Annotated in this window: 18 protein-coding genes; 12 read left to right on the forward strand and 6 right to left on the reverse strand. The window is 73.0% G+C overall.

All coding sequences use genetic code 11. From position 1 onward, the window contains the following. Positions 1 to 113: 113 nt before the first annotated feature. Positions 114 to 332: a DUF397 domain-containing protein gene (locus ACLQ26_RS00180; protein WP_091346888.1), complete on the reverse strand. Its 219-nt coding sequence runs from the start codon at positions 330 to 332 to the stop codon at positions 114 to 116. 68 nt (positions 333 to 400) lie between these two features. Between ACLQ26_RS00180 and pepN the strand changes: the two genes are divergently transcribed. Next, positions 401 to 2,917 carry an aminopeptidase N gene (gene pepN / locus ACLQ26_RS00185; RefSeq protein ID WP_425742520.1) on the forward strand — a complete coding sequence of 839 codons (2,517 nt, stop codon included), beginning with the start codon at positions 401 to 403 and terminating at the stop codon, positions 2,915 to 2,917. A gap of 47 nt (positions 2,918 to 2,964) precedes the next feature. Here the strand turns inward: pepN and ACLQ26_RS00190 are convergent, their stop codons facing one another. Together ACLQ26_RS00190 and ACLQ26_RS00195 are read right to left on the reverse strand one after the other, a co-directional pair. Then, positions 2,965 to 4,179 (reverse strand): FAD-dependent monooxygenase, encoded by a 1,215-nt coding sequence (locus tag ACLQ26_RS00190; RefSeq protein ID WP_425742521.1) that lies wholly within the window; start codon positions 4,177 to 4,179, stop codon positions 2,965 to 2,967. Between the two features lie 159 nt (positions 4,180 to 4,338). Then, on the reverse strand, positions 4,339 to 4,995 hold the full coding sequence (locus ACLQ26_RS00195; RefSeq protein ID WP_425742522.1) for a PadR family transcriptional regulator: 657 nt from the start codon (positions 4,993 to 4,995) through the stop codon (positions 4,339 to 4,341). A 235-nt stretch (positions 4,996 to 5,230) separates the two neighbouring features. Here ACLQ26_RS00195 and nadD point away from each other — a divergent pair, with 235 nt between their 5' ends. The 5 genes from nadD to ACLQ26_RS00220 all read left to right on the forward strand — a co-directional run bounded on the left by nadD (position 5,231) and on the right by ACLQ26_RS00220 (position 8,681). Next, positions 5,231 to 5,827 carry a nicotinate-nucleotide adenylyltransferase gene (nadD, locus tag ACLQ26_RS00200; protein ID WP_425742523.1) on the forward strand — a complete coding sequence of 199 codons (597 nt, stop codon included), beginning with the start codon at positions 5,231 to 5,233 and terminating at the stop codon, positions 5,825 to 5,827. A gap of 109 nt (positions 5,828 to 5,936) precedes the next feature. Beyond that, positions 5,937 to 6,344 (forward strand): ribosome silencing factor, encoded by a 408-nt coding sequence (rsfS, locus tag ACLQ26_RS00205; RefSeq protein WP_425742524.1) that lies wholly within the window; start codon positions 5,937 to 5,939, stop codon positions 6,342 to 6,344. Next, entirely contained in the window at positions 6,341 to 7,000 is a 660-nt protein-coding gene (locus tag ACLQ26_RS00210; protein WP_425742525.1) for a histidine phosphatase family protein, read from the forward strand. Before rsfS ends, ACLQ26_RS00210 begins: the two co-directional genes overlap by 4 nt. 48 nt (positions 7,001 to 7,048) lie before the next feature. Continuing rightward, positions 7,049 to 7,903, forward strand: coding sequence for a DegV family protein (locus ACLQ26_RS00215; RefSeq protein WP_425742526.1), 855 nt, complete (start codon positions 7,049 to 7,051; stop codon positions 7,901 to 7,903). Between the two features lie 4 nt (positions 7,904 to 7,907). Next, positions 7,908 to 8,681 carry an SDR family NAD(P)-dependent oxidoreductase gene (locus ACLQ26_RS00220; protein WP_425742527.1) on the forward strand — a complete coding sequence of 258 codons (774 nt, stop codon included), beginning with the start codon at positions 7,908 to 7,910 and terminating at the stop codon, positions 8,679 to 8,681. A gap of 106 nt (positions 8,682 to 8,787) precedes the next feature. Here ACLQ26_RS00220 and ACLQ26_RS00225 read toward each other — a convergent pair whose 3' ends face one another. Further along, the gene (locus ACLQ26_RS00225) at positions 8,788 to 10,269 is read right to left on the reverse strand and encodes an arabinofuranosidase catalytic domain-containing protein (protein ID WP_425742528.1); all 1,482 of its coding nucleotides are present in this window, start codon (positions 10,267 to 10,269) and stop codon (positions 8,788 to 8,790) included. Positions 10,270 to 10,689: 420 nt separating this feature from the next. On the opposite strand from ACLQ26_RS00225, the gene ACLQ26_RS00230 reads away from it, so the two are divergent. The 4 genes from ACLQ26_RS00230 to ACLQ26_RS00245 all read left to right on the forward strand — a co-directional run bounded on the left by ACLQ26_RS00230 (position 10,690) and on the right by ACLQ26_RS00245 (position 15,570). Further along, entirely contained in the window at positions 10,690 to 11,481 is a 792-nt protein-coding gene (locus ACLQ26_RS00230; RefSeq protein WP_425742529.1) for a helix-hairpin-helix domain-containing protein, read from the forward strand. Next, positions 11,478 to 13,886 carry a ComEC/Rec2 family competence protein gene (locus ACLQ26_RS00235; protein ID WP_425742530.1) on the forward strand — a complete coding sequence of 803 codons (2,409 nt, stop codon included), beginning with the start codon at positions 11,478 to 11,480 and terminating at the stop codon, positions 13,884 to 13,886. The genes ACLQ26_RS00230 and ACLQ26_RS00235 overlap by 4 nt, the downstream gene beginning before the upstream one ends. Before the next feature lie 293 nt (positions 13,887 to 14,179). Beyond that, complete coding sequence (gene holA, locus ACLQ26_RS00240; protein WP_363689368.1) at positions 14,180 to 15,160, forward strand: DNA polymerase III subunit delta; 981 nt, start codon at positions 14,180 to 14,182, stop codon at positions 15,158 to 15,160. Then, positions 15,157 to 15,570, forward strand: coding sequence for a hypothetical protein (locus ACLQ26_RS00245; protein WP_425742531.1), 414 nt, complete (start codon positions 15,157 to 15,159; stop codon positions 15,568 to 15,570). Before holA ends, ACLQ26_RS00245 begins: the two co-directional genes overlap by 4 nt. Positions 15,571 to 15,739: 169 nt before the next feature. Here the strand turns inward: ACLQ26_RS00245 and rpsT are convergent, their stop codons facing one another. Next, on the reverse strand, positions 15,740 to 16,006 hold the full coding sequence (rpsT, locus tag ACLQ26_RS00250; RefSeq protein WP_007464006.1) for a 30S ribosomal protein S20: 267 nt from the start codon (positions 16,004 to 16,006) through the stop codon (positions 15,740 to 15,742). A 293-nt stretch (positions 16,007 to 16,299) separates the two neighbouring features. Then, positions 16,300 to 17,286: a phosphotransferase gene (locus tag ACLQ26_RS00255; RefSeq protein ID WP_425742532.1), complete on the reverse strand. Its 987-nt coding sequence runs from the start codon at positions 17,284 to 17,286 to the stop codon at positions 16,300 to 16,302. 61 nt (positions 17,287 to 17,347) lie between these two features. On the opposite strand from ACLQ26_RS00255, the gene ACLQ26_RS00260 reads away from it, so the two are divergent. Together ACLQ26_RS00260 and lepA are read left to right on the forward strand one after the other, a co-directional pair. Continuing rightward, on the forward strand, positions 17,348 to 17,884 hold the full coding sequence (locus tag ACLQ26_RS00260; protein WP_425742533.1) for a DUF4240 domain-containing protein: 537 nt from the start codon (positions 17,348 to 17,350) through the stop codon (positions 17,882 to 17,884). 116 nt (positions 17,885 to 18,000) lie between these two features. After that, positions 18,001 to 19,875 (forward strand): translation elongation factor 4, encoded by a 1,875-nt coding sequence (gene lepA / locus ACLQ26_RS00265; RefSeq protein ID WP_425742534.1) that lies wholly within the window; start codon positions 18,001 to 18,003, stop codon positions 19,873 to 19,875. The last annotated feature ends 52 nt before the right edge of the window (positions 19,876 to 19,927 follow it).

The following is a 19,927-nucleotide window of genomic DNA, read 5'->3' on the forward strand; positions in this document are numbered from 1 at the left end:
TTCGGGGCTCCCCCCCGGGGCGGGGGCGGGGGGGGCGGGGGGGGGGGGTGGGGGTGCCGTGCCGGGGGGGCGGGGGGGCCTGTCTTCCCCCCCCCCCCGCCACCGCCGCGCGATCAGTCCAGGTCGAACTCGCCGTCCTGCGCGCCGGCGACGAACGCGTCCCACTCGGCCTGGGTGAAGACGAGCACGGGGCCGTCGGGCTCGGCGGAGTTGCGCATCCCGATCAGATCATCGACGAACGCGACCTCGACGGCGCTCTCCGAGGTGTCCCCCTCGGCCCGTTGCCAGACCGCCCGGGAGAGGTCGAAGTCGCCCTTGGGGTGCTGCGCCATGGTTCTTTCCTCCAGTGCCGGGGCCGTCTAGGGACCGCGTGCCGATCCCCATCGGGCAGGATAAGCGGATGCCGAGCCTGACCCGTGTAGAGGCGACCGCGCGTGGCGCGGCGATTACTGTCGAGTCCTATCAGGTGGACCTCGACCTGACCGGCGACGGGGACGTGTTCCGTTCCCGCGTCGAGATCCGGTTCCGGGCGACGCCCGGCACCGCGACCTTCGCCGAGGTCAAGCCCGCCAACCTCCTGGCGGTACGCCTCAACGACCGCGACCTCGACCCCGGCTCGTTGACCGACAACCGGCTGCCGTTGGCCGACCTCGCCGCGACGAACACCCTGTTCGTGGAGGCGGAGATGGCGTATTCCAACGCCGGGGAGGGGATGCACCGCTTCGTCGACCCGGCCGACGGCGAGACCTACCTCTACGCGGTGACGTTCCTCGACAACGTGCAGCGCATCTTCGCCGCGTTCGACCAGCCCGACCTCAAGGCGTCGTTCACCCTCACTGTCACCGCGCCGCCGCAGTGGACGGTCTCCAGCAACGCCGAGGTGGCCGCCAACCCGGCCCCGGGACGCTGGGAGTTCGCCCCGAGCGTGCCGCTTTCGACGTACTTCTTCTCGCTGATCGCCGGTCCGTACCACGTGTTGCGGGCCGAGCACGACGGGGTGCCGCTGGGCCTCTACTGTCGACTGTCGCTGGCCGAGCATCTGGACGCCGACGCCGAGGAGATCTTCACCGTCACCCGGCAGTGCCTGGACCGGTTCCACCAGCTCTTCGCGGAGCGCTACCCGTTCGGCAAGTACGACCAGGCGTTCGTCCCCGAGTTCAACGCCGGCGCGATGGAAAATCCGGGCATCGTCACGTTCCGCGACGACTACGTGTTCCGTTCGGCGGTCACCGACACCCAGCGCGAGCTGCGGGCCACCACCATCGCCCACGAGATGGCCCACATGTGGTTCGGCGACCTGGTCACCATGCGCTGGTGGGACGACCTGTGGCTCAACGAGTCCTTCGCGGAGTACCTGGGCACCCGGGTCACCGCCGAGGCGACACGCTTCGACCAGTCCTGGACGACGTTCGCCATGCGCCGCAAGGCCTGGGGGTACGCGGCCGACCAGCGCCCCTCCACCCACCCGGTGGCCCCCGAGGAGGTGGCCGACGCCGACGAGGGCCTGCTCAACTTCGACGGCATCTCGTACGCCAAGGGGGCCTCGGTCCTGCGGCAGCTCGTGGCGTGGCTCGGCGACGAGGCGTTCCTCGCCGGCCTGAACGCGCACTTCGCCGCGCACCGCTTCGGCAACGCCACCCTCGCCGACCTGCTGGCCAGCCTGAGCGCGGCCAGCGGCCGGGACCTGTCCGGTTGGGCCGACCTGTGGCTGCGTCGGCCACAGGTCAACACGCTGCGCGCCGAGGTCGCCGTCGACGCCGACGGCCGCTACACCGAGGTCGCAGTGGTGCAGACCGCGCCCGACTCGCATCCGGTGCTGCGTCCGCACCGGATCGGCGTGGGCCGGTACGCGGCGGACGGCACCGTGCGGCGTGCCGAGGTGGATCTCGACCCGGCCGTCGACGGCGGTCGGACCGTGCTCGGCGAGTTGACAGGCGAGCCGGCGGCCCAGCTGCTGCTGCTCAACGACGGCGACCTCACCTTCGCCAAGGTGCGCCTCGACGAGGCGTCGGCGGACGCCGTCGCGCTGGTCCTGCCGAGCCTCACCGACCCGCTGACCCGGGCGGTGCTCTGGAGCGAGGCACTGGACGCGGTGACCGACGGCGAGCGGCCGGTCGGCGGCCTGGTCGACCTGATGGTCGCGGCGCTGCCCGCCGAGACCGAGGTGATCATCGCGGAGGACATGCTGACCCTGAGCCGGTCCCTGGTGGACCGCTATCTCGACCCGCTGGCCCGGTCGGCGGCGCTGGCCCGGATCGCCCTGGCCTGCCGGCGGCTGCTGGACGGCGCCACGGCGGGGGAGTCGCTGCAACTCGCCGCCGCGCGCGGCTGGATCGCCGCGACCACCGACACGGACCTGCTCGTCGGTTGGCTCGCCGGCCGGGACGTGCCGGCCGGGTTGAAGGTCGACGCCGAGCTGCGGTGGGCGGTGCTGCGCCGACTCGTGGTGCTGGGCGCGGCAGGCGAGGCGGAGATCGCCGCCGAGGCGGCCGCCGATGTGAGCTCCACAGGTGCGGAACGGGCAGCCCGCTGCCGGGCCGCCGTGGGCGACCCGGTCGCGAAGCAGGCGGCCTGGGAGATCATCGTGCGCGACACCGAGCTGTCCAACCGACTGCTGGAGGCGACGGCCGAGGGGTTCTGGCAGCCCGAGCAGGCCGACCTGACCGCCTCGTACGTCGAGCGGTACTTCACCGAGATGCCGGCTGCCGCGCGTCGGCGTACCACGTGGACGGCCGACCGGGTCGCCAAGCTGGCGTTTCCCCACTACGCCGTGGCGCAGCCGACACGGGAGGCGGCCGCGGCGCTGCTGGCCCGCGACGACCTGACCCCGGGCCTGCGCCGGGTGGTCACCGACGCGGACGACGACCTGCGGCGCGCGCTCGTCGCCAGGACGGCGGTGGCCGCCGCGGCGGCCTGAGCCGAGGCGGGCGCGGGGCGGCGTGACGGCCACCCCGCGCCAGGCGTTCAGCGCAGCGCGGGCTCCGCCGTCACCGGTGCGTCGAAGTCGATGACGTAGCGCTGCTCGTGGGCGATGGTCCGCTCCGGGTCCATCGCCGTCCGCACGAGCAGCGGCATCAGCAGCGGCATCAGCGTGCGGGCGACCGGCCCCGGCGCCTTGGCGTGGTTGATCCGCGCCGCGCGGGCGGCGACCTTCTCGACCCGGTCGCGGCGCAGCCGCACGTACGCGTCGAACGCCGACGCCACGTCGGGCAGGTCCCGCAGGCAGCGGGCGAGCTGCACGCCGCTCTCGATGGCGAGCGAGGCGCCCTGCCCGGAGCTGTTCGACGGCGCGTGTGCCGCGTCGCCGACCAGCACCATCCGCCCCCGGTGCCAGTGCGGCACCGGCGGCATGATCTGCAACGAGCCGACCACCTGAAGTTCGTCGGCGGCGCTGGTGGCCATCAGCTCGCGCCCCGGGTCGTCGTCGCCGTAGCTGCTGCGCAGCGTGGCCAGCCACTGGTCCGCCGGCACCGCGCGGGCCTCGACGAGACTCATGGGTCGCTGCTGCGGCAGGTTGGCGCCCCAGCGGGTGCCGCCGCCGGGCTCCGGCCAGTACAGGTAGTAGCCACGTCGCCCGAACGCGAACGTCATCGTGCCCGGCGCGACACCCACCTCGTGCCGGGCCACCGCCTCGAAACTGAGCAGCCCGGTGAACCGGGGGCCGGGCGCGGCCGGGTCGATGAGGCCACGGACCGTGGACCGGATGCCGTCCGCGCCGACCAGGACGTCGGCGGTGGCCGTGCTGCCGTCCTCGAAGCGGGCTGTCACGCCGCTGTCGGTCTGCTCGACGGCCACCAGCCGCCGGCCGTACGCGAAGGCGACGCCCTCGGCTACCGCCCGGTCGTGCAGCACGCGGTGCAGCTCGGCACGGTGCACCACGCGCAGCGGCGGCACCCCGGCAAGCGTGGGCAGGTCGATGCGCCGACGGCCGACGGCCATGACACTGCTGTCGATCGGGGTGGCGGTCGCCGTCACCGCCTCGTCGGCGCCGACCGTCCGCAGGGCCGCCACGCCGTTGGGCGCGAGCGCGAGGGTGCCGCCGATGCCACCCACCCCGCTGGCCGTGGCCGGGTACGCCTCGTGGACGGTGGCGGTGATGCCGGCGCGGTGCAGTGCGAGTGCCGTCACCGGGCCGGCGATGCCGCCGCCGATGACGATCGCGGTTCGTACCGTGGTCATGCTCTCTCCCTGGGTGTCGTCGGTGCGTGCGCGTGAACCGACCTGGGAGGGAACCCGGTTATCCTCGTGGTTGCCGCTTCGGGCCGGGTGCCTGCTCAGGTGTCGGTTCGAGGTAGGGCTCCGGCGGGGTGTTGGCGCACCCCGCCGGAGCTGTCTTTCTCAGTCGGTGGTGTCGGGGCCGCTGGTCCTCTCCGCCAGCTCGGTCAGCTCGGGGGGCATCTCGCCGGTCTCGTGGAAGGCCCGCCAGGTGTCCAGGCCGGGATAGCTGCCCGAGGTCAGCTCCGCGAGCAGGGCCCGCAGCCAGGTCGTCTCGGCAGCTCGCATGGCGAGGTCGTACTCCGACTCCACCAGGAACAGCCGGGGGACCTCCCGCAGGTGGGTGTCGAGCGTCTCGCGGTCCCGGCGGAGCGCGTCGTCCAGCCGGTCGAGCCGCTGTCGGAGCAGGTCGATGGCCTCGTCCGGGTGCAGGGCGGCGAGCACGGACAGGCCGGCCCGGAAGCGGGGATGCTCCGGCATCGGGGTGGAGACCAGCTCGCGTGCCCAGTCGACCAGCTCCGCCCGCCCGGCGTCGGTGATCCGGTAGACGGTGCGTTCCGGGCGTCGCCCCTCGCGCAGGCTCTCGACCGCCTCGACCATGCCGTGTTTGTCCATATTGCCGATGACTGTGTAGAACGAGCCCCACTTGATCTCCATGTCCTGGTCCTTGCCCCAGGCGCGCAGTGTGGTTGCCATCTCGTACGGGTGCATCGGCCGCTGGACCAGGGCGGACAGCACGGCCAGCGCCAGCAGATTGCCGACCTTGCGCCGCTTCGGCACGACATGCCTCCGTTGCTCGTGGACGATTACTCGTAAACGAGTATACGCCTCCTTCTGCGCGGCGGGGCCGCCTGGGAGTGATCGACTCGCGTTCCGTGAAGTCGCGGTGTCGGGACGGGTACGACGCACCGATTTCCAGGAAGCCGAGTCGATCACCGCGGGAAGCCGAGTCGGCCGACGCCTGCCGTTGCCGGGCCGGGATGGCTGCCCCGGACGCCCGGCCTACGATCACGGGGTGGAGGAAGATATCCGGCGGATCGGGATCATGGGCGGCACCTTCGACCCGATCCACCACGGGCACCTCGTCGCGGCCAGCGAGGTGGCGGACCGGTTCGGCCTGGACGAGGTGGTCTTCGTCCCGACCGGGCAGCCCTGGCAGAAGGCTGACGAGCCGGTCAGCCCCGCCGAGGACCGGTACCTCATGACTGTCGTCGCCACCGCCTCCAACCCCCGGTTCCAGGTCAGCCGCGTCGACATCGACCGCAGCGGGCCGACCTACACCGTCGACACCCTGCGTGACCTCCAGGCCGAGTACGGCCCGAAGGTGCAGCTGTTCTTCATCACCGGCGCGGACGCGCTGCAACGCATCCTGTCCTGGAAGGACCTGGACGAGATCTTCGAGCTGGCCCACTTCATCGGGGTGACCCGGCCCGGCTTCCCGCTTACCGACAAGCACCTTCCGGCGGACACGGTCAGCCTGATCCAGGTGCCCGCGATGTCCATCTCGTCGACCGACTGCCGCGCCCGCGTGGCCCGGGGTGAGCCGGTCTGGTACCTGGTGCCAGACGGTGTGGTGCAGTACATCGCCAAGCGGCGCCTCTACCAGTCCTGATCCTGCCCGCTATGCACCGTTTCGTGCCGCTAACCGACCAGAACTCACGGGTCGGGACCTCGCCGGGTGTGAGACGCTTGGAGCATCGTAGGTTGATCGAAGGAGAACGGTGACAGTTTCCGCACGCGCTCACGAGCTGGCTATCGCTGCCGCCCAGGCCGCCGCCGACAAGAAGGCGCAGGACATCTCGATCATCGACGTCGGCGACCAGCTCGCCATCACCGACGCGTTCCTGCTCGCCGCCGCCCCCAACGAGCGTCAGGTGCTCGCCATCGTCGACGCCATCGAGGAGCGCCTGCTGGAGCTTCCGGAGAAGGCCAAGCCGATCCGGCGCGAGGGTGAGCGGGGCGGCCGCTGGGTGCTGCTCGACTACGTCGACATCGTGGTGCACGTCCAGCACACCGAGGAGCGCGAGTTCTACGGGCTCGACCGCCTCTGGAAGGACTGCCCCACCATCCCGTTCGTCGACCGCGACCTGGTCGAGGCCGACGCCGGCGGGACCGCCGCGGCCGAATGACCCGGCTGATCGTCTGGCGGCACGGCAACACCGACTGGAACGCCGCCAACCGCGTCCAGGGGCAGACCGACGTACCCCTCAACGAGCTCGGCCGCGACCAGGCCCGCGCCGCCGCCCCGCTGCTCGCGGCGCTGCGTCCCGACGCCATCGTGTCCAGCGACCTGAGCCGCGCCGCGGAGACCGCGGCGGCGTTGGCCGCGCTGACCGGGCTTCCGGTCCGCACCGACGCCCGGCTGCGCGAGCGGCACTTCGGCCAGTGGCAGGGCCTGCACCTCACCGAGGTCGCCGAGCGTTTCCCCGCCGAGTACGCCCGCTGGCGAGCCGGCGACCCCGACCCGGGCGCCGATCTCGAACCGCTGCACGACCTCGGCGAACGGGTCGCCGCAGCCCTTCGGGAAGCGGCCGATGCGGCCCCCGACGGCACAGTGGTCATCGCCACCCACGGTGGCGGCTCCCGGCAGGGCGTCGGTCACCTGCTCGGCTGGGACCCGGGCGTGCTGCGCGGCGTCGGCTCCCTGGCCAACTGCCACTGGACCGAGTTGCGGCGCGCACCCAGCGCGCCGGCCGTCGGCCGTCCCCAGGACGTCCGGGGTTGGCAGCTGCGGGCCCACAATGTCGGCCTGATCACCGCGCCGGTCGCCGTCGACGCGATCTGAGGGTTCGCGCTTCGGCGTTCGGGGCCCCGATCGGCTAGCGTGCCGGGCATGCCCGTCGCGGTCGTCATCGATTCCACCGCCTACCTCCCGCCCGAGCTGTCGCAGGCGCACCGGCTGACGGTGATTCCGCTGACCGTCGTGCTCAACGGCGCGGAAGGGCTGGAAGGGGTGGAGACCCAACCCGCCGACGCCACCCGGGCGCTGAGCGCCCGCCGGGTCACGGCGACCACCTCCCGCCCGGCGCCCGAGCAGTTCGCCCGGACGTACCGCCGCCTCCTCGACGACGGCGCCGACGGCATCGTCTCGGTGCACCTGTCCTCCGGCCTGTCCGGCACCGTCGAGGCGGCCCGGCTGGCCGCCGCCGACCTCGACGGTCGCGTCGAGGTCGTCGACAGCCGCTCCGCCGGCATGGGACTCGGCTTCCCGGCCATCGCCGCCGCCACGGCCGCCGAGGCCGGAGCAGACCTCGCGGGTGTACGCGACGCGGCTCTCGCCGCCGTCGCCCGGACCACCGTCTGGTTCTACGTCGACACGTTGGAGTTCCTCCGCCGGGGCGGCCGGATCAACGCGGCCGAGGCGCTGCTCGGCACCGCCCTGTCGGTCAAACCGATCATGCACATGCCGGACGGCGCGATCGTGCTGCGCGAGAAGGTGCGTACCGCCAGCCGGGGAGTGGCCCGTCTCGTCGACCTGGCCGTCGAGGCGGCCGGCGACGACGACGTGGACCTCGGCGTACACCACCTGGCCGCGCCGCAACGCGCCGAGGCGCTGCTCGCCGCGCTCACCGAGCGGCTCGGAGCACGGCTACGCGACACGTACGTCTCCGAGGCCGGCGCGGTGGTCGCCGCGCACGCCGGGCCGGGGCTGGCGTGCGTGGTCGTACACCGCCGGTCGGAGGGCTGAGCCGGTGGCCACCGCCTGCGTGGTGACCGGGGGCGGCCGAGGCATCGGCCGGGCCGTGGTGCAACGGCTGGTGACGACAGGGGTCACAGTCGTCGTCGTGGAGCGCGACGCCGACGCGGTGGACTGGCTGGCCGGGCACCCGGCAGCCGACCGCCTGCTGTCGGTGGTCGGCGACGCCGGCGACGAGCGGGTGGCCGAGCAGGCCGCCGAGGTGGCGGAGCGCGCCGCCCGACTCACCGGCTGGGTGAACAACGCTGCGGTCTTCCGGGACGCGGCGCTGCACTCGGCGTCGGCCGACACCGTGCTGGACCTGATCGGGCTGAACCTGCGCCCGGCCGTGGTGGGCGCGGCGGTGGCGGTCCGCCGGTTCCTGGCCGCCGGCACGGGCGGGGCCATCGTGAACGTCTCGTCGCACCAGGCCCGCCGGCCGGTGTCGGGCGCCCTGCCGTACGCCACGGCGAAGGCCGCCGTGGAGGGGCTGACCCGGGCGCTGGCCGTCGAGTACGGGCGGCACGGCATCCGCGCCAACGCCGTCGCGCTCGGCTCGATCGCCACCGAGCGGCACGCCGAGTTCCTCGCCGCGCAGGAGCCGTCCCAGGCCCAGTGGATCGACGCCGAGCTGACCCGGCTGCACCCGGTGGGCCGGATCGGGCGTGCCGAGGAGGTGGCGGAGGCGGTCGCGTACCTGCTGTCGCCGGCCGCCAGCTTCGTCAACGGGGTGACACTGCCTGTCGACGGCGGACGAGCTGTGCTCGGCCTCGATCCGGAGGCCCGCTGATCCGCTGATCCGCTGCTCGGTTGGTCGGTTCGTCACTTGGTCCGGCGCGCGCGTGCTGCCTCCGCGTCGTGGTGCTGACGCCGAGGCAGCACGCCCGGCTGCCTGATCAGCTACGCAGGGCCCACTGCTGGTTCTGCTGCCCGTTGCAGGCCCAGAGGATGAGCTTCGTGCCGTTGGCGGTGCCGGCGGCGTTGGCGTCGAGGCAGAGCCCCGACTGGACGCCGCTGATGGAGCCGTTGGAGTTGAGGTTCCACTGCTGGTTGGCCTGCCCGTTGCAGTCCCAGATGATCACCTGGGTGCCGTTGGTGGTGCCCTGGCCGTTGGCGTCGAGGCACTTGTTGCCGTACACCTGGATCTGCTTTCCGGCGGTGTAGGACCAGCGTTGGGCGGCGCTGTTGCTGATGCAGTCCCACAGTTGCACCTGGGTGCCGTTGGTGGTCGTGCCGTTGGGGACGTCAACGCAGCGGCCGGACTGGGCGCCCACGACCTGCACGTTCTGCTGGGGGTTGCTGCTGCCGCCGGCGGGGGTGTAGGCGGCAGCGGCGATGTTGGCCTGGACGGCGTCGTCGGTGGCGGCCGACGGGTAGCCGGACGTCAACACACCCTCGAAGAAGGTGCCCCGGCCGGTGATGCTGTTGTCGCCACCGATACCGAGCAGGATCGCCCCCTCCTTCTTCATCGGGTTGTAGCCGTTGGGGCGTCGGCCGTCGAAGTAGGTCGTCAGGCCGCCCGACTGCGCGTTCCCACCCCGGATCGCCCAGTGGTTCGGCTCGCCCTTGACCATGGCGGTCACGAAGCGGTGGTTGATGGGCGCGATGTTGTTGTAGCCGGCGTTCACGCCGGAGAACAGCCCCCACTCCAGGTCGGCCATGATCCAGGGGCCGGCCCCTGCTCCGTAGCCCCACTGCTTGTTGGCGCCGAAGTAGACCGTCTCCATGATGGCGCGTTCGTCGGCCTGGACGTTCGTCTGCGCGTTGCCGTAGTCGAAGCAGCACCACTGGTTGTAGTGCGTGCCGTCGACGACGGCATAGATGCCCTCGGGCTGGTCGCCGGTCGCGACGCCGTTGGTGTTGTTGTTGCGGTAGCCGGTGCCGGGGGCGATGTAGACGCCGTACGCCTTCTGGCCGCCGATGGTGACCGGTGCCGCCTTCGCGTCGGCGAGGTTGTCGTACCCGCCGGCTGCGGGGCCCCTGAAGCCGCCCGGAGGTGCCTGGGTGAGGCGGTTGTTGCGGCCGGACTGGTCGTAGATGACCGTGATCACGCAGTTCGTGTTGGCGCAGAACGTGTCCTGCGTCGCGGCGTTGGCGACGCCGCCGGCAGCGAGCACGCCAATGTCGCGTGTGGTGTTGTCCGACGAGCGGCGGACCTGGTAGAGCGGGCCGTTGTACGCGCCGTACAGGGCTCGGGTGGTGCTGTGCGCGGCCACACACGGCGTGCCGCCGGCGGCGTAGATGTCACACGGGCCGGTGCCGGCGGCGCGGGCGACGCCGGGCGTCTCCGAGACCACGTAGGCGCCGGCACCGGCGGCGAGGACCAGCAGGGTCCCCGCGGCGGCCAGCGAACGGCTCAGCCTTCTCTTGACGTCCATGGATTCCTCTTCACTGCTGGTGGGGGTGGTGGGGATGGGTGGCGGCCAGGCGGTCGGGAGCCCACGGACGTCGACGGAGGGGGTGTCCGTCGTGCGGGCGCGCGCCCCAGCGGGACGGCACGGGTCGGCGGTGCGGGACGTGCCGCGTGCCCCGTTTCCGGTGGGTGGGCGCGGTACGGGATCGATCCGCTGGGCGCTGGTTCACCGTGACGTCACACGTCACACCTCTCACATTAATGGTTGTCCATGCATCCGCGCTACCTCTCGTGCCTGGCCCCGGTGCGTCACGAGGGGCCGTTGCCCCGGGTTGCCCGATAGCAGATCCGGACATGATCAGGGCGTTGTCCACAGTGGCGCCGGTTGTCCACAGGTCCAGGTCGCGGCGCCCCGGCGTTCCGCCCGTCGTCCTAGCGTCGCGGTGTGTCGCAGGACGAGGAGACAGAGGTACGCCAGCGTCTGCGCCGGTTGACGGCCCGGACGGGTGGCGGCGGGCCGCTCGGGGAGGCGCTCCCGCCGCCACTCAGGAACGGTGCGCCGCTGACCAGTCCGGCGGACGTGCCCCCCGAACCCGACGGCGGTGCGGCACGGCTGCCCGGCCCCGGGGCGTTCGATCCGGGGCGGCGCGGTGTGCGGGCGCTGGCGGTCGTCGCCCTCGTGGTGGTGCTGGCCGCCGCCGGTTGGGCCTGGCGGTCCCGGCCGCACGCGGAACCGGTCGCCCCGTCGACCGCCGAGGCGGCCCCGGCCGTCGCGGCGGAGCAGGGGAGCGCGTCGGCGGCCGGCGAGCTGGTGGTGGCGGTCGCGGGCAAGGTCCGCAGGCCCGGGTTGGTGCGCCTGCCGGCCGGTGCGCGGCTCGCCGACGCCGTGCAGGCGGCCGGCGGCCCGCTGCCCGGGGTCGACGTGGCGCTGCTCAACCCCGCCCGCAAGGTCACCGACGGCGAGTTGATCGTGGTCGGGGTGACGCCACCACCGGCGCCGGGGGGTGGGGCCGATCCGGCGGCTGGCGGAGCACCTGCCGCCGGCGGTCCGCTGAACCTCAACACCGCGACGCTGGCCCAGCTCGACGCGCTGCCGGGGGTGGGGCCGGTGCTCGCCCAACGGATCCTCGCCTACCGGGATCAGCACGGCGGGTTCAAGGGCGTCGGTGACCTGCGCCAGGTCGACGGGATCGGTGACGCGCGCTATGAGCAGCTCAAGGACCTGGTGACGGTGTGAGCGGCGGTCACCAGGCACCGTCGCGTCGCGCCGCCGTTGCTCCACCCGGGGCCCCGCCGCCCGATCTTCGGCTCGCCGGGCTGGCCGTGGCCGCCTGGCTCACCGCGCTCACCGGCCTGCACGTCGGCGTCCGCCCGCTCCTGCTGGTGGGCGGGACAGCGGCCGTGCTGTCGGCGGTGAGCGCCCTGCACCTGCTCGGCCGACTCGGTCACCCCGGGGCTTCCGCCCGTCGGCACGGCTGGATCGCCGTCGCGGTCGGCCTCGGCGTGCTCTGTGGCGCGGCGGCGACCGCCGGCCGCCTGGCCGTCCGGGACGCGCCGCCGATCCGCGTCCTGGCCGAGCAGCGCGCTCCGGTCACCGCCGAGCTGGTCGTCCGGGATGACCCACGCCCGATCCGATCCGCCGGCCGTCCCGGCATGCTGCTGGTGTCGAGTGAGCTGATCCGGCTGACCGGGCCGAACGGCCAGCGGGTCCACACATCGGCGCGACTGCTGGTCCTGGCCACCGACCCGGGCTGGCGAGGTCTGCTGCCCGGGCAGCGCGTGACCGCCGAGGGTCGCCTCGGTGTTCCACGCGGCGGCGATCTCACCGCGGCGGTGCTCGGCGTCACAGGTCCCCCCGAGCGCCACGGTGCGCCGTCCTGGGCGCAGCGCGCCGCCGGCACGCTGCGAGCCGGCCTGCAACGGGCCTGCGCGCCCCTCCCCGACGACCCGGGTGGCCTGCTGCCGGGGCTGGTCGTGGGGGACACCACCCGCCTGCCACCCGCCGTCGAGGAGGACTTCCGGGCGACCGGGATGACACACCTCAATGCCGTCTCGGGCAGCAACGTCGCGATCGTGTTGGGTGCGGTGCTGTTGGCGGCCCGCTGGGCGCGTGCCGGCCCGTGGCTCGCCGGCCTGCTCTGCGGGGTGGCGCTTGTGGGTTTCGTCATCCTGGTCCGCCCGTCGCCGAGCGTCGTCCGGGCCGCCACGATGGGGGCGATCGGGCTCGTCGCGCTGGCCGCCGGTCGGCCCCGGGCCGCACTGCCCGCACTGGCCGCCGCTGTCACGGTGCTGGTGCTGGCCGACCCCGAGCTGGCCGGCGACGCCGGGTTCGCGCTGTCCGTGCTGGCCACCGGTGGTCTGTTGCTGCTCGCGCCGCGCTGGCGGGACGGGCTGCGCCGCCGAGGTGTCCCGGCCGGGCTGGCCGAGGCGTTGGCGGTGCCGGCGGCCGCCCAGGTGGCCTGCGGGCCGGTCGTCGCAGGCATCTCCGGCACGGTCAGCCTGGTGGCCGTGCCGGCCAACCTGCTGGCGGTGCCGGCCATCGCTCCGGCGACGGTGCTGGGCGTGACGGCTGCCGTGCTGTCACCGGTCTGGCCGGCCGGCGCCGGGTTCGTCGCGTGGCTGGCCAGTTGGCCGGCCTGGTGGCTCGTCGTCCTCGCCCGCCACGGCGCCCGCCTCCCCGCCGGTACCCTGCCCTGGCCGGGCGGCGCGTGGGGTGCCCTGCTGTTGGCCGGGCTGACCGTGGCGCTGCTGGTCGCCGCACGTCGACCGGTGGTACGCCGGCTGGTGGCGATCGTCGCTCTCGCCGCGCTGCTCGGTGCCCTCCCGATCCGGCTGCTGGCCACCGGCTGGCCGCCGCCCGGCTGGGTGGTGGTGGCCTGTGCCGTGGGGCAGGGCGATGCCCTGGTGCTGCCAGTCGCCCCCGGCCGGGCGGTGGTGGTCGACGCCGGACCGGACCCGGGCGCGGTGGACGGGTGCCTGCGGCGGCTGGGCATCCGGGAGGTGCCGCTGCTGGTGGTCAGTCACTTCCACGTCGACCATGTGGGCGGTGTGGCCGGGGTGTTCCGCGGCCGACGGGTGACCGCCGTGCTGACGCCACCATCGACGGACCCGGCGAGCGGCCGGGACGCGGTCCGCGCGGCGGCGCTGAGCGGGCGGGCCGCGCTGCTCGGCACCACCGCCGGGGCGCTGCATCGGGTCGGCGGTGTCGACCTGCTCGTGCTCGGTCCTCCGTACCCGCTGGCCGGCACGAGGTCCGACCCGAACAACAACTCGTTGCTGCTGCGCGCCACCGTCGCCGGCGTGCGAATCCTGCTGCCCGGCGACGCCGAGACCGAGGAGCAGCACGCCGTGTTGGCCCGGACGGCACCGGAACAGCTACGCGCGGACGTGTTGAAGGTCGCCCATCACGGCTCGGCGTATCAGGACGACGGCTTCCTGGCCGCTGTCCGGCCGGCGGTCGCGCTGGTGCCGGTCGGTGCGGGCAACACCTACGGGCACCCGAACCCGGCGCTGCTGGCCCGGCTGAGCAGGAGCGGCACCCGGGTCCTGCGGACCGACACCGACGGTGACCTGGCGGCGATCCGAACCGGCGCCGGTCTCGCGGTGGCCCACCGAGGGGTGCCACCCGGACGGCCGCCATGAGAGGCGACCGCCAGGGGGCGCCCGGACGGCCTCCATGAGAGGCGACCGCCAGGGGGCGCCCGGACGGCCGGCGTGAGAGGCGACCCGAGGGGGTGCCGGACCGGCCGGCGTGCAAGGCGACCACCGCCATTCGGGCGGCCCTGCCGTGGAAATTGCAGCGTCACGGACGAAATAGCGACCGTCTTGCGGATTAGATGGTGAACCGAGGTAAATGTCTGGATTTGCGCTTAGTGCGGGCTGTACCGACCGGGCGGCGAATGAGCAGGCCCGTACCCGCCATGGGCCGTGCGAATATGGGCGACGTGACCCCCGCCAGCCTCGCACCCATTCTGCTCGTCCTCGGCGACGAGGAGTTGCTCGCCACGCGCGCCGTGACCGAAGCTGTCGAGCGGGTCCGCGGCATCGACGCCGGGGCGGACGTTCGCGAGTACCAGGCAGGTGCGCTCACCGTCGGCGAGATCGCCGAGATGCTCAGCCCGTCGCTGTTCGGTGGGCGGCGGCTGCTCATCCTGCGCTCCGGTCAGGACGCCCGGAAGGACCTGGTCGCCGCGCTGCTGGCGTACGCGAAGAATCCCGACCCGGACGTCCAACTGCTGGTCCTGCACCTGGGCGGGGCCAAGGGCAAGGCGTTCGCCGACGGGCTGCGGTCGGCCGGCGCGACGGTAGTCCCGGCGGCCAAGCTCAAGGGGCACCGCGAACGGGTCGCCTTCGTCCGCGACGAGATCCGCCGGGCCGGCGGAAAGTGCACCGACGACGCCGCCGAGGCGTTGATCGCGGCCGTCGGCAACGACATGCGCGAGCTGGCCGCCGCCTGCTCCCAGCTCATCGCCGACACCGACGGGCGGATCAGCGCCGAGACGGTGGCCCGTTACTACCGGGGACGGGTCGAGGTGACCGGCTTCACGGTGGCGGATGCCACCATGGTCGGCGACGTGCCTGCCGCTCTGGAGGCGCTGCGCTGGGCCCTGCACGTCGGCGTCGACCCGGTGCCCATCGCCGACGCCCTGGCCGACGGGGTGCGCACTGTGGCACGGGTGGCGTCGGCCGGGCGAGGCAACCCGTACCAGCTCGCCAGCAGCCTCGGGATGCCGGCCTGGAAGATCGAGCGGGCGCAGCGGCAGGGGCGCGGCTGGACGCCGGAGGGGCTGGTCCGGGCCATGCAGGTCGCGGCCGAGTGCAACGCGGCCGTCAAGGGCGGCTCGGACGACCGGGCGTACGCCCTGGAGCGGGCGGTCTTCTCGGTGGCGGCCGCCCGGCAGGGCAGCAGTCGGTGACGGGGCCGAACCGTACGGCGTGGGCCACCATGCCCGCCGACGAGGAGCGGTACCGGCCGCTCTACGCCCGGCTCCTCGGCCTGCGGTTCGTCAACCCCGGAGGGGTGCTCTGCTTCCTCTTCTTCGAGGGTGCCGTCGCCCTGGCGGTGCTGCTCGCCCTCGCGGAGCTGGTGACCTGGTGGGCGGTGCTGGTGCTGCCCGTCGTGGTGGCGGCGATGGTCAAGCTCAACGACATGGTGGCCGCCGTGGTGGTGCGTTCCGCCGCGCTCGTGCCCGAGCAGGAGCGGGACCGTTTCCGCCGACAGATGGAGCCGGTGGTCGGTCGGGCGCGGGTGGCGAACGCCATGACCGGGGTGGTGGTCAGCGCCGACCCGATGCGGCCCGCCCGCCGCACCGACCCGTCGGACTGACCGTCGCCGAGCGCGCTGCCGGCGTGGACGACGAGCCCGGCGGGCCACGGCGTCGCCGACAGCACGGATGCGCCGATCGGCCGCCGACGCCACGCCGACCCGTTCGTGGACACACGGAAGCCCCGGACCGAGGGCCCGGGGCTTTCCGAATCAGTCTGACGGTGAGCCGTCAGGCGGAGAGCGCCACCACGCGCTTCGCGATCGCGGACTTGCGGTTCGCGGCCTGGTTGGAGTGGATCACGCCCTTGCTGACGGCCTTGTCCAGCTTGCGAGAGGCGTCCAGCATGAGCGCGGTGGCCTTCTCGACGTCACCGGCCTCGGCAGCCTCGTTGAACTTCCGGACGGCGGTCTTCAGCGACGACTTGACCGACTTGTTGCGCAGCCGGGCCTTCTCGTTCTGCCGGTTGCGCTTGATCTGGGACTTGATGTTCGCCACGCGACAGCCTCGTCTTGATAGCTCGGGTTGGTCAGCTTCTGTGCGCCGGATGACGAACATGCGTCATCGCTGCGCGAAGAGCCAGGTTACCAGGTCGTCCGGGACGAGCCAAAACGGCTCGGCCGGATACGGCGTCCGCTCGGGTCGTAGACGGCAACCGGACGCCTCGGCTTCCTGCAAACCAGGGTATCCGCCCGCGGTTGAGAGCCCGGTTTCCAGGAACCCGAGTCGATCACGGCCCGCCGTGGCCGCCGCGCTCCGAGGCAACCGGGATCGCGGGCCGCCGTGTCCCGTCACCCCCAGCCCTGCCGGCGGGCGAGCCAGTCGAGGGCCTGTTCGCCGCTCCACCGCTGGTGGGCGGAGCGGTGCGGAGAGGCCGTCACAGGTGTCGCGTCCGCTCCGGTGAGGTAGTAGCCGGCCAACGCGGCCAGTGTGGCGTCCAGCGCGTCCGGGGGAGCGCCCGCCGACGCCGGGTGCCCCGCGAAGAGCCGGTCGGTGTCCAGGCCGCTGGCGTACGCGGTGAGCAGCAGGCCGGCCAGGTCGAACCAGGCCGGCCCGGAGCAGGCCCAGGTCCAGTCGCAGAGCCAGGCCCGACCGACCGCGTCGATGAGCACGTTGTCCACCCGCAGGTCGCCGTGGATCATGCCGGTCGCGCCGTCCGCGTACCGGGGGAGGCGGGACTCCAGCGCCACCAGCTCGGGCAGTCGACCCCGGGCGGCGGCGGGCAGCGCCGGGGATGGTTCCCGGCCGGCGGCGACCTCCTCCCACCAGAGGATGTCCGAGCGGGCCAGTTCGGCGAGCTGTGGCAGGTTGAGCGCGGTCAGCTCGGCCGGCGGGGTGGCCAGGGCGGTGGCGACCTCGGCGTACGCGGCGAGCGTGGCGTCCAGCTCGGCGGGCGCCCAGGGCAGGCGCGGGGTGTGGCCGTCGACCGCGTCGGTGCAGAGCGCGAACCAGCCGGACTCGTCGAGCGTCCACCGCAGGCGGGGCGCCGGCAGGCCGGGCGGCAGCCGGTCGAGGATCGCGGCCTCCCGCGCGTACCCCTGCACGAGGCGCGGTTGCTCGACGGCGGGTGCCGCCTTGACGAAGGCCCGGCCGCCGTCGGCGGTGTCGAGCACGGCGGCGAAGCCGCGGGTGAAGCCGGCGGCGGCGATCCGGGCGGTGACCACCGGCGAGCCGAGGCGGCCGGCGATCGCGGCCCGCAGCGCCGCCGGCAGCGTCGGCCACGACGGGCGCAGCGCACCCGCGTGGTACGGCAGCGGGGGCAGCGGCGGGGAGGACACCACACCATGCTGCCCCGGGGTACGTGCGCGGCGCGCGGCGACACTGCCAGACTGCCAAGCCATGAGGACCGAGGACTTCTGGCAGCTGATCGACCAGGCCCGCGCCGGGGGCGGGGGAGAGCCCGGGCCGGTCGCCGCGCGGGCCGTCGCCCTGCTCGCCGAGCGCGACCCGGAGGACATCATCGGGTACGCCCACCACCAGCGCAGGGTGCTGGCGGCCTCGCACAAGGCGGACCTGTGGGGCGCGGCGTACCTGATCAACGGCGGTGCCTCGGCGGACGGCTTCGAGCACTTCCGGGGTTGGCTGATGACCCAGGGGCGGGCGGTCTTCGCTCGCGCGGTCAGCGACCCCGACTCGCTGGCCGAGCTGGCCCAGGTGCGGGCCGCCTCGCTCAGCGGGGAGGAGTTCTCCGCCGAGCAGATGCTCTCGGTGCCGTGGGACGCGTACCGCAAGGCCACCGCGTCGGATTTGCCGGAGGACCGCGAGCCGGTGCGGACGCCCGATCTGAACGACTTCTGGGACTTCGACGACGAGGAGGAGGCCCGCCGCCGCCTGCCCCGGCTGGCAGCGCTGTTCGTCGAGCCGCCCCTGGAGTGAGGGGTCCCGGGGGCGATCCGTCGCCCGCGCAGCGGGCGTACCCCGACGGCGTGGGAACATGGAGGGGGTCGGCGGCGCGCCGGCCTGTTCACGTCAGCCGACCAGAACGGACCGCTGTGCCACCGAAGCTCGATCCCGGCGCGAACGCCCCTGGTGCCACCGACCCCGGTCGCATCCGGAACTTCGGCATCATCGCCCACATCGACCACGGGAAGTCGACCCTGGCCGACCGGATGTTGCAGCTCACCGGCGTGGTCGACCCCCGGCAGATGCGCGCGCAGTACCTGGACCGGATGGACATCGAGCGCGAGCGCGGCATCACCATCAAGAGCCAGGCCGTCCGGATGCCGTGGACCATCCGTGAGGGCGAGCGGACCGGCGAGCACGCGGTGCTCAACATGATCGACACCCCCGGACACGTCGACTTCACGTACGAGGTGTCCCGGTCGCTGGCCGCCTGCGAGGGTGCCGTGCTGCTTGTCGACGCCGCGCAGGGCATCGAGGCGCAGACCCTGGCCAACCTCTACCTGGCCCTCGAGAACGACCTGCGCATCATCCCGGTGCTCAACAAGATCGACCTGCCGGCCGCCCAGCCGGAGAAGTACGCCGAGGAGCTGGCCCACCTCATCGGCGGCGACCCCGCCGACTGCATCCGGGTCTCCGGCAAGACCGGCGAGGGCGTACCGCACCTGCTCGACGAGATCGTCCGGCAGTTCATCCCGCCGGTCGGGGACGCCGAGGCGCCCGCCCGGGCGATGATCTTCGATTCGGTGTACGACGTCTACCGTGGCGTCGTCACGTACGTCCGGGTCATCGACGGCCGGATCAGCGCCCGCGACCGGATCAAGATGATGTCGACAGGCGCGGTGCACGAGCTGCTGGAGATCGGCGTCATCTCACCGGAGATGGTGAAGGCGGAGGCGCTCGGCGTCGGCGAGGTCGGCTACCTGATCACCGGTGTGAAGGACGTCCGGCAGTCCCGGGTCGGTGACACGGTCACCATCAACAGCCGGCCGGCGGCCGAGGCGCTGGGTGGCTACAAGGACCCGAAGCCGATGGTCTACTCCGGCCTCTACCCGATCGACGGGTCCGACTACCCGAACCTGCGTGAGGCCCTGGACAAGCTCAAGCTCAACGATGCCGCCCTGGACTACGAGCCGGAGACCTCCGGCGCGCTCGGGTTCGGCTTCCGCTGCGGCTTCCTCGGCCTGCTCCACCTGGAGATCATCCGGGAGCGGCTGGAGCGCGAGTACAACCTCGACCTGATCTCCACCGCGCCCAACGTCGTCTACCGGGCGATCACCGACGACGGCGAGGAGATCGTCGTCACCAACCCCAGCGAGTACCCCAACGGCAAGATCGCTGAGGTGTACGAGCCGGTGGTGCGGGCCACGGTCCTGACGCCCAACGACTACGTGGGCGCGGTGATGGAGCTCTGCCAGGGCCGGCGCGGCAGCCTGCTCGGCATGGACTACCTCTCCGCCGACCGGGTGGAGCTGCGCTACACGCTGCCCCTCGCCGAGATCATCTACGACTTCTTCGACCAGTTGAAGAGCCGGACCAAGGGCTACGCCTCGCTCGACTACGAGCCCTCCGGCGAGCAGGCGTCCGACCTGGTGAAGGTGGACATCCTGCTGCACGGCGAGCCGGTGGACGCGTTCAGCGCCATCGTGCACAAGGACAAGGCGTACAACTACGGCGTCACGATCGCCGCCAAGCTGCGTACGCTCATCCCGCGCCAGCAGTTCGAGGTGCCGATCCAGGCGGCCATCGGCAGTCGGGTCATCGCCCGGGAGACCATCCGCGCGATCCGCAAGGACGTGCTCGCCAAGTGCTACGGCGGTGACATCAGCCGTAAGCGCAAGCTGCTGGAGAAGCAGAAGGAAGGCAAGAAGCGGATGAAGATGGTCGGCCGCGTCGAGGTGCCGCAGGAGGCCTTCATCGCCGCGCTGTCCTCGGACTCCGGCGACGCCAAGACCACCAAGAAGTAAGCCCACCCCACCCCACGTGCCCGCGGTCCCGCCTGGGCGGGGCCTCTCCGCC

Source organism: Micromonospora sp. DT43, assembly GCF_049841645.1.
Classification (GTDB): Bacteria; Actinomycetota; Actinomycetes; order Mycobacteriales; family Micromonosporaceae; genus Micromonospora.

Bases quoted from the DNA above. Each gene is read 5' to 3' on its own strand.
- ACLQ26_RS00210 (WP_425742525.1), top strand. From the start codon at position 6,341: ATGACCCGGCTGATCGTCTGGCGGCACGGCAACACCGACTGGAACGCC.
- ACLQ26_RS00260 (WP_425742533.1), top strand. From the start codon at position 17,348: ATGAGGACCGAGGACTTCTGGCAGCTGATCGACCAGGCCCGCGCCGGG.
- ACLQ26_RS00225 (WP_425742528.1), bottom strand. From the start codon at position 10,269: ATGGACGTCAAGAGAAGGCTGAGCCGTTCGCTGGCCGCCGCGGGGACC.
- pepN (WP_425742520.1), top strand. From the start codon at position 401: ATGCCGAGCCTGACCCGTGTAGAGGCGACCGCGCGTGGCGCGGCGATT.
- ACLQ26_RS00180 (WP_091346888.1), bottom strand. From the start codon at position 332: ATGGCGCAGCACCCCAAGGGCGACTTCGACCTCTCCCGGGCGGTCTGG.
- holA (WP_363689368.1), top strand. From the start codon at position 14,180: ATGGGCGACGTGACCCCCGCCAGCCTCGCACCCATTCTGCTCGTCCTC.
- ACLQ26_RS00190 (WP_425742521.1), bottom strand. From the start codon at position 4,179: ATGACCACGGTACGAACCGCGATCGTCATCGGCGGCGGCATCGCCGGC.
- ACLQ26_RS00215 (WP_425742526.1), top strand. From the start codon at position 7,049: ATGCCCGTCGCGGTCGTCATCGATTCCACCGCCTACCTCCCGCCCGAG.